Here is a 12,453-nt window from a genome sequence, read left to right as displayed (position 1 = left end):
ATTATTTTCCAATCCATCATGCACATGAGGACCACTTATGCAGGCGTTACTTTTAGAACAGCAGGACGGCAAAACTCTCGCATCGGTACAGACTCTGGACGAAAGTCACCTTCCGGAGGGCGATGTCACGGTCGATGTTCACTGGTCGAGCCTGAACTACAAAGATGCGCTGGCGATTACTGGTAAGGGAAAAATCATCCGTAATTTTCCGATGATTCCTGGGATCGATTTTGCCGGAACTGTACGCACCAGCGAAGATCCGCGTTTTCATGCCGGTCAGGACGTGTTACTCACTGGCTGGGGCGTTGGTGAAAACCACTGGGGTGGGCTGGCGGAACAGGCGCGAGTGAAAGGTGAGTGGCTGGTTGCCATGCCACAAGGGCTGGATGCGCGTAAAGCAATGATTATCGGTACTGCCGGGTTTACCGCCATGCTGTGTGTGATGGCGCTGGAAGATGCCGGTGTTCGCCCGCAGGACGGCGAGATTGTCGTAACGGGTGCCAGTGGTGGCGTCGGCAGTACCGCCGTGGCGCTGCTGCATAAGTTGGGTTATCAGGTCGTTGCCGTTTCCGGTCGCGAAAGTACCCATGAATATCTGAAAAGTTTAGGTGCCAGCCGTATTCTCCCTCGCGATGAGTTTGCCGAATCCCGTCCTCTGGAAAAACAACTCTGGGCTGGGGCAATTGACACCGTTGGCGACAAAGTGTTGGCGAAAGTGCTGGCGCAAATGAATTACGGAGGCTGCGTGGCAGCTTGTGGTCTGGCGGGTGGTTTTACTCTGCCAACAACGGTCATGCCATTTATTCTGCGTAATGTCCGTTTACAAGGGGTGGATTCAGTGATGACGCCACCAGCACGCCGCGCACAAGCCTGGCAGCGATTGGTCGCCGATTTACCGGAATCATTCTATACCCAGGCGGCACAAGAGATATCTCTGGCAGAGGCACCGAAGTTTGCCGAGGCCATCATTAATAACCAGATCCAGGGTCGCACGCTGGTGAAGGTTAACTAACCATTTAGCAAGGATTAATAAGAGAGGGAACTCATTTTGAAATCATTATTCAATCGGTTAACGGGAAAAGCGGTTAGCCGGACAGCTTTCGTCGAACATCTTGGTCATGAAGTTGTACAACATCATCCAAACTGGAAAGTCATGATTTCGACTGACCATAAATTGATGCGCACTGTTACTCCACTAAACAGCCATTATTGATACGCCTCCATCGCCTGTTAGGTTTATGGTGCTTTGCCTGGGCGACGCTACGCTTAACCTGTTACTGATTTCTGGTACCATGGGGTGAATAATCTGATTTTATTTGCCTACAAATTAACCACTCGAACGTATTTGATGCTGAGCATTGTCAGTTTGTTGATTTTGCGCGCTTTAGCATTCACGTTTATCCAGACGATGCAGTGAAAATTGGGCAATCCCCAGCAACCGCTGCGTAATGTCGTCTATCTTGTCGCGATCCTGGCATCCCTACATTATTTGTGGTCTGTGAAGATTATCTCATTGCAGCCCCTCATCTTCGCAGGGCTGGCTTTACAACTTTTAGCCTTACGTTATAAGAAGTTCCGTCGATGATGGCGCTAATTTCGTGAATTGTGCGGCTTGTTGCAAATTACACGGTGTTGAAGGTTATTTACATGTTAGCTGTTGATTATCTTCCCTGATAAGACCAGTATTTAGCTGCCAATTGCTACGAAATCGTTATAATGTGCGACCTCGTCCTCCCTGACGCAGTTTTTGCGCTGCGGAAAAGGTGACATTGGCGCAACGAAGGTATATTTTGTTTTTTGCCGGAGGATAGCAGCAGATCGCTGCACAATGTCCGTCAAGTCTAAACATTGACACTCTGGGGCAAAATAGACCGGCGTCCCGGCCTGCTGGAATTTATCGCTATGCATACAGCTGTCGGGGCATACGCTTTACAGACGGCGGTGAAACGCCTGTCACAATCACACTAAACAAAGAGTACGGAACCCACTCATGGATATTCGTAAGATTAAAAAACTGATCGAGCTGGTTGAAGAATCAGGCATCTCCGAACTGGAAATCTCCGAAGGCGAAGAGTCAGTACGCATCAGCCGTGCAGCTCCTGCCGCAAGTTTCCCTGTGATGCAACAAGCTTACGCTGCACCAATGATGCAGCAGCCAGCTCAATCTAACGCAGCCGCTCCGGCGACCGTTCCTTCCATGGAAGCGCCAGCAGCAGCGGAAATCAGTGGTCACATCGTACGTTCCCCGATGGTTGGTACTTTCTACCGCACCCCAAGCCCGGACGCAAAAGCGTTCATCGAAGTGGGTCAGAAAGTCAACGTGGGCGATACCCTGTGCATCGTTGAAGCCATGAAAATGATGAACCAGATCGAAGCGGACAAATCCGGTACCGTGAAAGCAATTCTGGTCGAAAGTGGACAACCGGTAGAATTTGACGAGCCGCTGGTCGTCATCGAGTAACGAGGCGAACATGCTGGATAAAATTGTTATTGCCAACCGCGGCGAGATTGCATTGCGTATTCTTCGTGCCTGTAAAGAACTGGGCATCAAGACTGTCGCTGTGCACTCCAGTGCGGATCGCGATCTAAAACACGTATTACTGGCAGACGAAACGGTCTGTATCGGCCCTGCTCCGTCAGTAAAAAGTTATCTGAACATCCCGGCAATCATCAGCGCCGCTGAAATCACCGGCGCAGTAGCAATCCATCCGGGTTACGGCTTCCTCTCCGAGAACGCCAATTTTGCCGAGCAGGTTGAACGCTCCGGCTTTATCTTCATCGGCCCGAAAGCCGAAACCATTCGCCTGATGGGTGACAAAGTATCCGCAATCGCCGCGATGAAAAAAGCGGGCGTTCCTTGCGTACCGGGTTCTGACGGCCCGCTGGGCGACGATATGGATAAAAACCGCGCCATTGCAAAACGCATTGGTTATCCGGTGATTATCAAAGCCTCCGGCGGCGGCGGCGGTCGTGGTATGCGTGTAGTACGCGGTGACGCTGAACTGGCACAATCCATCTCCATGACCCGTGCGGAAGCGAAAGCTGCTTTCAGCAACGATATGGTTTACATGGAGAAATACCTGGAAAATCCTCGCCACGTCGAGATTCAGGTACTGGCTGACGGTCAGGGCAACGCTATCTATCTGGCGGAACGTGACTGCTCCATGCAGCGCCGCCACCAGAAAGTGGTCGAAGAAGCGCCAGCACCGGGCATTACCCCGGAACTGCGTCGCTACATCGGCGAACGTTGCGCTAAAGCATGTGTTGATATCGGCTATCGCGGTGCGGGTACTTTCGAGTTCCTGTTCGAAAACGGCGAGTTCTATTTCATCGAAATGAACACCCGTATTCAGGTAGAACACCCGGTTACTGAAATGATCACCGGCGTTGACCTGATCAAAGAACAGCTGCGTATCGCTGCCGGTCAACCGCTGTCGATCAAGCAAGAAGAAGTTCACGTTCGCGGCCATGCGGTAGAGTGCCGTATCAACGCCGAAGATCCGAACACCTTCCTGCCAAGCCCGGGCAAAATCACCCGTTTCCACGCACCTGGCGGTTTTGGCGTGCGTTGGGAGTCTCATATCTACGCGGGCTACACCGTACCGCCGTACTATGACTCAATGATCGGTAAGCTGATTTGCTACGGTGAAAACCGTGACGTGGCGATTGCCCGCATGAAGAATGCGCTGCAGGAGCTGATCATCGACGGTATCAAAACCAACGTTGATCTGCAGATCCGCATCATGAATGACGAGAACTTCCAGCATGGTGGCACTAACATCCACTATCTGGAGAAAAAACTCGGTCTTCAGGAAAAATAATTTGTGACGCGCGGTGTTTTCATCGCGCTTAGCAAAGAACGTAATCAACGCCGGGCCTGTTAACGCTGCCCGGCGTTTTTATTGCCGTTAGCTAACGGTAGCTTGCAATTTCCGCTTTCAACGCGCTAATTTCAGCATCGCCTTCAACAATTCCCAGCTCAAAACAGTATGTCTTTGTTTCACCCGGCTGAATAAAGGGCAGACGTCCCTGCGCTCGTTCTTTATCACGCCCGTCAGGAAAACTATTACTGACCTCCAGCCCCATAACATATTCGCCCGCACCTAAATTTTTCCACTGAATAAAGTTGGGTAGCTGCAAGGTGTCGAATTTTTCGTAAATTCCCCACCCCAGTTCGGCGTTCACCAGCGCAACTTTACTCATCCCCTGACTGTCGCTATTCAACGTGAGATAGTAAACCTGCTCGTCAAAACCGGGCTGTGGGGTACAAATCTCCAGATGACTGGTTAACCCTTCCGCCGCATGCGGGGTTCGTGGCGTTACGCTTTTAGCCGACAGCAAGATTTCTGCCTGTGGCGATAATAAAGGCCAGCCGTAATTAAAGTGATAAAGAATTTGCAGCGGCTGGCGGGTGAAACCATGATTAGTCACCTTGTCTTCAATGCGCAGCACATTTTCGCCATAACGGCAGCGAATGGTCCTTTCCAGCGTCAGATTTTCACCGAACAATCGTGTTTCCCGTACTTTGCCATTGATGACAAATTCAATGCCGTCGTCGGTCCGTTCTGTGCGATACCCCACCTCTTCTGCTGGAGTCGCAGCCAAACGCCCGTGTAACCCCAGCGTTTCTCCGTTATCCTCACAGGGCGTGCCAATGTAGCTAAGTCCGCAGGTAGTCAGTAACCCCGCGTAGAAGCTACGTAAAAACCCGTTGCCCTGAGACTCAAAAAAAGCGGGGGCGACAATGCCGTTGGGGGTGATAAAAGAGAACGCAGTGTCCTTGTAGCTGGCCCATGCAATATCCAGCGCGCGATCTTTCACCACCGTAAATGCCAATCCCGCACCAGTACGGACATCAAACGCTTCTGTCCCCTTTGATCTGCCACTACGTAACTCATAGTGTTTAATTCCGGCAACCTGCGAGAGATCGCCAATCCACGACCAAATTTCGTTTTTCATTGTGCTGCTTCCCGAATGGACATGTCATGGCGCTGGATGAACGCTTCGATTTCCGCAAGGCGAGACGTTCCCTCCATTGGGCCACGTCGGGTTACCGCCAGTGCACCGCAGGCGTTGGCATATTGTAATGCCCGATGGGCGTCAAACCCTAGCTGGCGGCAGGCAATCCACGCGCCACCAAAGCAGTCTCCCGCACCGGTCGGGTCAACTTCTTCCACCGGATAGCTCTCAACATGAAACTGCTCATTCGCGGAGTAGTAACTGGCACCTTGATTGCCGCGCTTCACAATCACCTCTTTAACACCTTCTTCAAGAAAACCAGCGATTGCACGCTCCGGTGTCGAGTGTGGCGACAAGAGCAACACTTCTCCCTCGCTGGGCATATAGATATCTGTTAACTCAAGAACAAAGTGGAGGGCGTCACGCATTTCTGGAATATCGAGCATCTCTTTCCGAATATTAGGGTCGAAAGAAATAACGCCACCATTCTCCTTTACAATGGTTACCGCTTTCTTTACTGCGTCTACCATATGGAATGAAAACAGGGATGAACCCATAATATGAAAATGGGTACAGTCCTTCAGAATATTTTCATCAACATGCTGCGCCGATAATTTACCGCAAGCGGCATTCTTGATATTAAAAATAAAATCGCGATCGCCAGAGTTATGATAAGTAACAAAGGCACTACCGGTGGCTTCCAGAGGTAAGACTGAAATCCCCCTGATATCCACACCGTCAGCAGCCAGACGATGTATATTAATATCACCAAAGCCATCATTCCCCACACAGCTAATGATGCCGCACGGAACGCCAAGACGTGTCACCTGGTCGATAAAAATAGCGGGCGCACCACTGGGATAAGGGCCGTTCCAGATACCTGGTTGATCAAATGGCTGGCCGATTTTACTCGCCATAATTTCAACCAGAATTTCTCCAATTGTGAAGACCTTACTCATATAATTAATTCCTTGAAATGATTAGCTACGTTTTCTTTTATTTCTTACGTCAAAATAAACGGCTACAAGAATGACTAATCCTTTAACCACCATCTGATAGAAATAGGGAACGTTCATTAAGTTCATGCCATTATTAATAACGCCGATGGTTAATGCCCCGATTACCGTCCCCACCACCGTTCCATAGCCGCCGTTCAGGCTGGTGCCTCCCAGTACAGCCGCGGCAATAGCATCCAGTTCGTAGCTCAACGCGGAATTCGGTTGCCCGGAATAGAGGCGTGAGGCGAGGATCATCCCGCTGATACCTGCCAGCACGGCTGTAATCATAAAGACTTTAATTTTCAAGCGGGTGACATTTATCCCTGAATAAACTGCCGCTTCTTTATTACCACCAGTGATATAAATTTTTCGTCCAAAGGTTGTTTTAGTAAGAATGAAGTGGTTAATCAGCAATAAGATGATTAATATCCAGATAGGAATCGGTATATAGAGAAATTCTCCATTCCCCAGCGCCAGAAAGGCATCATCTTTAATCATGATGGGCATACCATCGGTCACTATATAAGCGATACCACGGAAGATCCCCATTGTAGCAACGGTGACAATAAACGAAGGGATACCCGCTATAGCCGTCAAGCCACCATTTATCATCCCCAGAGCTAGGGCTGCAATAATGGATAATGGGACCAATAAAATAAATGGAATTCCCCATGAAGCCCCAAGCGCAGCAAATGTGCCAATCAATGCAATGGTTGAACCGACCGATAAATCAATATCGCCAAGCAAAAGCACATAAGTCATTCCATAGGCGGTAATTGCAATTATCGAAACCTGAAGAATAATATTAGTAATGTTATTGGCAGTAAAAAAACTGTCATTAATAAGACTGAACAGAATGATTAACACCACCATTCCACTGAGGATACCGCCATATTGCCTGAAGACTTTTTTAAAATTATTTGCAATGGGAATTTCCGAAGGTTTCGGACTGGCAAGAGTTTTCTCTGTCATTTAACGTACTCCTGTTGCAGCGGTCATTACCTGTGTCTGCGTTAAATTTTCACATGAATAAATATCGGCAATCGTTTTATTATGCATTACCACCAGACGATCGCTAAGTGCCATGACCTCTGGCAGTTCAGAGGACACCAGAATAATTGCTGTCCCTGCCGCAGCCAGTTGACGTATCACGTTATAGATTTCAAATTTTGCGCCGACATCCACTCCGCGCGTTGGCTCATCGAGCAATAAAATACGCGGAGTTTTCTCCAGCCACTTGGATAACACGATTTTCTGTTGATTACCGCCGCTCAGCGCTCCCACTGCCTGATGTACAGAACTCACTTTAGTGTTCATTCTGGCAATAGATTGCAGCGTCTTCGCCTCTTCTTGTCGGTGATTGATGAGTCCCATCCGCAAAGCGTTATATTGAAACGCCACGTGGTGCGTGTTCATATTGACGTCGTGCATCAGCACTAACCCTTCTTCCTTGCGGTTTTCGGTCACAAAAGCAATGCCATGATCAATAGCCTGTTTGGGATTAGCGATCCTGACTTCCTTACCATCAATCAACACTGTTCCGTGATACGAAACGAGGCCAAATAGCGCCTTCATCACATCGGAACGCCCGGCCCCCACCAGGCCAAAAAATCCGAGGACTTCCCCCGGACGCACAGCGAAACTGACCTCTTTAAAAAGCGAAGGATGGGAAAGGTTTTTTACTTCCAGTTTTGCAGGAACATTTTCATCCGGCTTTTCCCCAAGACGTGCTGGCCAAATATTTTTCATTTCCCGACCAACCATTTGGGCAATCAAATGCTGGATATCACTGTTTTTCTTTTCATGCGTAGCGATATACTCACCGTCGCGGATCACCGAAATATCATCTGAAATCCGCATAATTTCATCCATGCGATGAGAGATATAAATAACCGCACAACCTCGCTGCTTTAATTTCTCAATAATGTTAAACAGAATCTCTGCTTCATTATCACTTAGCGAAGATGTCGGTTCATCCATAATCACGACATCTGCTGCATAGCTTAAGGCTTTGGCAATTTCTACCAGTTGCCTATGTGCCATCGACATATTGCCGACCATTTCCAGCGGATCCAGTGGGATGCCCAGTTCCGTGAGGAGACTCTGGCAATCTGCGAGCATTTTTTTATCGTTAATAATGCCAAAACGTCGCGGTTCATTATTGGCATAAATATTTTCCGCCACGGTCATATTATTACTCAGGCTCAGTTCCTGAAAAATAATCGCAATCCCTAACTGGCGAGAATGCTGCGGATTATTAATGGTGATGGTTTCACCACGTAGTGTTATCGTTCCCTGGGTTGGCGGATAAACACCGGCGAGTATTTTCATTAATGTCGATTTACCGGCACCATTCTCGCCTAATAAAGTATGCACCCGCCCTTTACGTAAAGAGAGGGTAATATCTTTTAATGCCTGAACATGACCAAATGTCTTCGCAATATGCGAAACATCAAGAATAACATCCGTCATAATGACCTCGGTGTCACAACAAAACGTCGATAACGTTTTGTTGTGAAATGAAGATGTTTATTATTTACCTGTATAAACGCCGGGTTGTACCGGGATCATTTTCTCTACCGGTTTACCATTGAGGTGATCAACAGCGGCATCAATGGCTTTAGCACCCATTTGATCGGGATATTGCCGAATCACGGCCGCAAACGTTTTTTCACTGTCAACGGCATCACGCGCTTCTTTCATGCCGTCAAAACCAATGATTTTGATGTTGTCGTTATGCGCAGATTTCGCTGCGATAACCGCTGCCAACGCCGCATCATCACCAAAGCCAAACAGACCATTAAGGTTGGCGTTGGCCTGCATAATATTTTGCGCAGTCGTTAACGCTTCAGCGCGCGTAATACCAGGCTGTTCCGCAACAATTTTAATATCCGGCGTATCGCTTAATCCTTTCTTAAAGCCATCAACGCGTGCAACCACCGATTGTAGTGCAGGATAAGAAATAATGGCTACAGTACCTTTACCATTCAAAAGTTTGCCCATTAACTTACCAGCTTCAACGCCTCCCGCGTAGTTATCGGTCGCAACATGCGATACGACCGGAACGCCTTCTGCGGCAACGTCAACGGTGATAACGGGAATACCAGCCTTATCGGCTTTAATTATCGCTGCCTGGACACCTTTCGAATCGACCGGAGAGATAATAATGGCATCTACCTTTTTAGTAATAAAATCCTCAACATCAGAAAGTTGTTTGTTTAAATCCTGATTGGCAATAGAGACACTTAAATTGACATTGTCTTTTTTTGCCTCTTCTTTCATGGCATTCGCAAGATCAATATAGAAAGGATGTTGCTGTGTTAATAATGACGCACCAATTTTATACTCTTTTGCCAATGAACTTTGCGAGAACAATGCCAGGCTCACCATCATAGCGGAACCAAGTAATTTAATATTTTTCATAAACAATCCTCATTGTTTTTGTAGGGTACAACGTCTTAAATTTTTCCTTCACTGCCACAGACGCCAATAATGCGGGTTACAACTTCCTTCATAGCGGCCTTTGCCGGCTGCATATAATGACGAGGATCATTTGCCGCTGGATTGTTGTAGAAATATCCTTTTAACGCATCGGCAAACGCAATTTTCAATTCTGTCGCGACATTTACTTTACAAATACCGTGGCGAATACAGAGCTGAACGTCCTGTTCCGATAGGCCTGAAGCTCCATGCAACACCAGCGGAATTTCCACCAGCTGGCGAATTTGTTCCAGCCGCACAAAATCCAGACGTGGTTCATGCGCATATAAACCATGTGCAGTGCCTATTGCTACCGCCAGAGAGTCAATTTGGGCACGTTGAACAAACTCTGCAGCTGCGGCTGGTGAGGTATAAGCTGAATCTTTTTCATCCACCAGCAGATCGTCCTCCTGACCGCCAAGACGCCCTAGCTCGGCCTCAACGCTAACATCAAAGCGATGGCAAAAGGCGGTAACTTCTTGCACTCGCGCAATGTTGTCTTCAAATGGCAAATGGGAACCATCAATCATGACAGAACGGATCCCTGCGCGGACCTTGTTAAAAATGTCATCACACTCTTCATGATGATCGAGATGCAGGACTAACGGTAGGTTGTACTCGCGAGCCAGCGATTGTACTAACGAAATCAAACTTCCCACGCCGCCATAACGATAAGTACCCGGTGTTCCCGCCAGCATAACGGGAGAGCGAAGTTGTGCAGCGCTCTCAACAACTACCTGTAAAGTTTCAAGGTTATGAATGTTGAAAGCAGGGACGGCATATCCCTCTGACTGGGCTTTTTTCAGCATGTTTTTGCTTGAAATGATGTACATCGCAGCTCCTGATATTTGTCGTTCACCTTACAAAATGAAGAAAGAGAATCTTCACTTTCATTTTGAAAGCAAACTAGCACAGCAAAAGCGGTAAAAAGCGTGATGCATGTCGAATATCATCAAAATAACTTACAAAAAATAACTTAATTTATTTTTCACTTTGAAAATGAAACCAATGATGACTTTGGACAGATATGGGAATATGCATTTATTTTCAATGCATTAAGCTATTTTTGCTGCAATTTTTGCCCTATGCTTTTATTTTCGAATTGTCGATATTATTGAAGGGTAACTTTCAAAGAAAAATACAAGGGGCTATAGTGTTACGAATTAAAGGCCAATGAAGAGTGTTAACGTGCCGAGAAAATCGTCTAACCTACTGAAACGAAGATTAAAAATTGCAGAAATTGTTGCCACCCAGGGTGAAATCAAAGTTGATGACTTATCTGCGCAACTTGGTGTCTCTGGCGTGACAATCCGCGGCGATCTCAGTTATCTGGAGCAACAGGGATATTTAAAGCGATCATTTGGCGGTGCTATTGCGACACCACTCTCCTCTGAACCAGAAGCGATACAACCGATCGCGCCATTGTCTCTGGCACAACAAATGGAAATAGCACGACATTGCGCACGGTTAATTCGCGATCGTGACACGCTATTTCTTGGACATGGGACAATCTGCCGTAAGATCATTCCATTGCTCAGCGAAGTGAAAAAACTGCGTCTGATCACCAACGATCCCGAACATGCGCTGCTGGCAAATCAGTTTATTGATGGCGAAATAATACTGGCTGGCAGTGAAATGCTGCGCCCCGACACCGCACTGGCCGGAAAACCGCTCGAACAGGCACTTCAGCATTTCACCATTACACACAGCATTCTGGAAATCAGCCATCTGGATGCTGATGGTACTTTAAATATCAACGTTCCCAGACTTGCCGCTGCCTGGCAGCTCTGTTTCGATAATGCCCAGAATAAGACGGTTATCGTTGCCGCCGATCCTGCGCCATCAACGGCTGCCATTGGACATTTGCATCAGGCAGAAAATGTGATCGTCAGCCGCAGCATTAACGAACAATATCAGCAACAATTGCAGTCGGCTGATTTCGTTATCCTTTATACCAGTAATGAGTGCTTTACCTGGTCCAATCGCGAAAGGCTTCAGGAATGAGAGGGGTTTTGTGACAATAACTATCTGCGCTATGGGCGAATTGCTGGCCGAGTTTTTGTCCCGCAACCCACATCAAAAATTCACTCAGCCGGGGGAGTTTATCGGGCCATTTCCTAGCGGTGCGCCTGCAATTTTTGCAGCTCAAGTGGCAAAACTGTCCCATCGGGCCATCTTCTTCGGATGTGTTGGTAATGATGATTTTGGCCGACTCATTGTAGAACGTCTTCGTCATGAAGGTGTCATTACCGATGGGATCCACGTGATGAACAATGCCGTGACAGGTACGGCGTTCGTAAGTTATCAAAATCCACAGCAGCGGGATTTCGTCTTTAATATCCCTAACAGCGCCTGCGGTTTGTTTACTGCCGAGCACATTGATAAGGATCTGCTAAAACAGTGTAACCATCTGCATATTGTGGGCTCATCATTGTTCTCATTTCGCATGATCGATGTCATGCGTAAAGCAATAACGACGATCAAATCGGCTGGCGGCACCGTTTCTTTCGATCCCAATATTCGCAAAGAGATGCTGAGTATTCCTGAAATGGCGCAGGCTCTCGATTATTTGATTGAATATACGGATATTTTTATCCCCAGCGAAAGCGAACTCCCTTTCTTCGCGCGTCACAAAAATCTGTCAGAAGAACAGATTGTTAGCGATCTTCTCCACGGCGGCGTAAAACATGTGGCGATAAAACGCGCCCAGCGTGGGGCCAGCTATTACAAGCTTAAAAACGGAACATTACACGCCAAGCATGTTGCAGGCCACGATATCGAAATAATCGATCCAACGGGTGCAGGCGACTGCTTTGGCGCAACGTTTGTCACTCTTTTCTTATCCGGTATCCCGGCACACAAGGCGCTGCAATATGCAAATGCCAGCGGCGCGCTCGCGGTAATGCAGCAAGGTCCGATGGAAGGGGTATCCTCACTGGCTGACATTGAAGACTTTTTGCAGGAGCACTGAACGGCAATTTTCTGTCAGATTATTTTCCCTGCCTGAAGACTTGCC

11 protein-coding genes are annotated in these 12,453 nt (G+C 47.7%); 5 read left to right on the top strand and 6 right to left on the bottom strand.

Features of this window, described 5'->3' with window-relative positions; genetic code table 11:
- The first annotated feature begins 37 nt into the window (after positions 1 to 37).
- From yhdH to accC, 3 genes are all read left to right on the top strand, one after another.
- Positions 38 to 1,012 (top strand): MDR family oxidoreductase, encoded by a 975-nt coding sequence (yhdH, locus tag AABJ99_RS02655; protein ID WP_039021321.1) that lies wholly within the window; start codon positions 38 to 40, stop codon positions 1,010 to 1,012.
- Positions 1,013 to 1,990: 978 nt separating this feature from the next.
- Positions 1,991 to 2,461: an acetyl-CoA carboxylase biotin carboxyl carrier protein gene (accB, locus tag AABJ99_RS02650; protein ID WP_000354622.1), complete on the top strand. Its 471-nt coding sequence runs from the start codon at positions 1,991 to 1,993 to the stop codon at positions 2,459 to 2,461.
- Positions 2,462 to 2,471: 10 nt separating this feature from the next.
- On the top strand, positions 2,472 to 3,821 hold the full coding sequence (accC, locus tag AABJ99_RS02645; protein WP_000884639.1) for an acetyl-CoA carboxylase biotin carboxylase subunit: 1,350 nt from the start codon (positions 2,472 to 2,474) through the stop codon (positions 3,819 to 3,821).
- Positions 3,822 to 3,912: 91 nt separating this feature from the next.
- Here accC and AABJ99_RS02640 read toward each other — a convergent pair whose 3' ends face one another.
- Genes AABJ99_RS02640 through AABJ99_RS02615 form a run of 6 tightly spaced genes read right to left on the bottom strand, consistent with a single transcriptional unit; the run spans position 3,913 to position 10,270 of the window.
- Positions 3,913 to 4,959, bottom strand: a complete 1,047-nt coding sequence (locus AABJ99_RS02640; protein WP_039021320.1) for an aldose 1-epimerase family protein — start codon at positions 4,957 to 4,959, stop codon at positions 3,913 to 3,915.
- Positions 4,956 to 5,918, bottom strand: a complete 963-nt coding sequence (locus tag AABJ99_RS02635; RefSeq protein ID WP_000048617.1) for a sugar kinase — start codon at positions 5,916 to 5,918, stop codon at positions 4,956 to 4,958. Before AABJ99_RS02635 ends, AABJ99_RS02640 begins: the two co-directional genes overlap by 4 nt.
- Positions 5,919 to 5,939: 21 nt before the next feature.
- On the bottom strand, positions 5,940 to 6,929 hold the full coding sequence (locus AABJ99_RS02630) for an ABC transporter permease (RefSeq protein ID WP_032303859.1): 990 nt from the start codon (positions 6,927 to 6,929) through the stop codon (positions 5,940 to 5,942).
- Positions 6,930 to 8,429, bottom strand: a complete 1,500-nt coding sequence (locus AABJ99_RS02625; protein WP_039021319.1) for a sugar ABC transporter ATP-binding protein — start codon at positions 8,427 to 8,429, stop codon at positions 6,930 to 6,932.
- 60 nt (positions 8,430 to 8,489) lie between these two features.
- On the bottom strand, positions 8,490 to 9,380 hold the full coding sequence (locus tag AABJ99_RS02620) for a substrate-binding domain-containing protein (protein WP_039021318.1): 891 nt from the start codon (positions 9,378 to 9,380) through the stop codon (positions 8,490 to 8,492).
- Between the two features lie 35 nt (positions 9,381 to 9,415).
- Positions 9,416 to 10,270, bottom strand: coding sequence for a tagatose bisphosphate family class II aldolase (locus tag AABJ99_RS02615; protein WP_039021317.1), 855 nt, complete (start codon positions 10,268 to 10,270; stop codon positions 9,416 to 9,418).
- Between the two features lie 340 nt (positions 10,271 to 10,610).
- Here AABJ99_RS02615 and AABJ99_RS02610 point away from each other — a divergent pair, with 340 nt between their 5' ends.
- On the top strand, positions 10,611 to 11,441 hold the full coding sequence (locus AABJ99_RS02610; RefSeq protein ID WP_052247480.1) for a DeoR/GlpR family DNA-binding transcription regulator: 831 nt from the start codon (positions 10,611 to 10,613) through the stop codon (positions 11,439 to 11,441).
- 31 nt (positions 11,442 to 11,472) lie between these two features.
- Positions 11,473 to 12,408, top strand: coding sequence for a sugar kinase (locus tag AABJ99_RS02605; RefSeq protein WP_039021316.1), 936 nt, complete (start codon positions 11,473 to 11,475; stop codon positions 12,406 to 12,408).
- The last annotated feature ends 45 nt before the right edge of the window (positions 12,409 to 12,453 follow it).

The organism is Escherichia coli, assembly GCF_036503815.1.
Lineage (GTDB): Bacteria > Pseudomonadota > Gammaproteobacteria > Enterobacterales > Enterobacteriaceae > Escherichia > Escherichia coli_F.
The sequence above is the reverse complement of the archived record's forward strand: the minus strand, read 5'-3'. Positions and strand labels throughout refer to the sequence as shown.

Bases quoted from the DNA above. Each gene is read 5' to 3' on its own strand.
- yhdH (WP_039021321.1), top strand. From the start codon at position 38: ATGCAGGCGTTACTTTTAGAACAGCAGGACGGCAAAACTCTCGCATCG.
- accB (WP_000354622.1), top strand. From the start codon at position 1,991: ATGGATATTCGTAAGATTAAAAAACTGATCGAGCTGGTTGAAGAATCA.
- accC (WP_000884639.1), top strand. From the start codon at position 2,472: ATGCTGGATAAAATTGTTATTGCCAACCGCGGCGAGATTGCATTGCGT.
- AABJ99_RS02640 (WP_039021320.1), bottom strand. From the start codon at position 4,959: ATGAAAAACGAAATTTGGTCGTGGATTGGCGATCTCTCGCAGGTTGCC.
- AABJ99_RS02635 (WP_000048617.1), bottom strand. From the start codon at position 5,918: ATGAGTAAGGTCTTCACAATTGGAGAAATTCTGGTTGAAATTATGGCG.
- AABJ99_RS02630 (WP_032303859.1), bottom strand. From the start codon at position 6,929: ATGACAGAGAAAACTCTTGCCAGTCCGAAACCTTCGGAAATTCCCATT.
- AABJ99_RS02625 (WP_039021319.1), bottom strand. From the start codon at position 8,429: ATGACGGATGTTATTCTTGATGTTTCGCATATTGCGAAGACATTTGGT.
- AABJ99_RS02620 (WP_039021318.1), bottom strand. From the start codon at position 9,380: ATGAAAAATATTAAATTACTTGGTTCCGCTATGATGGTGAGCCTGGCA.
- AABJ99_RS02615 (WP_039021317.1), bottom strand. From the start codon at position 10,270: ATGTACATCATTTCAAGCAAAAACATGCTGAAAAAAGCCCAGTCAGAG.
- AABJ99_RS02610 (WP_052247480.1), top strand. From the start codon at position 10,611: ATGAAGAGTGTTAACGTGCCGAGAAAATCGTCTAACCTACTGAAACGA.
- AABJ99_RS02605 (WP_039021316.1), top strand. From the start codon at position 11,473: ATGGGCGAATTGCTGGCCGAGTTTTTGTCCCGCAACCCACATCAAAAA.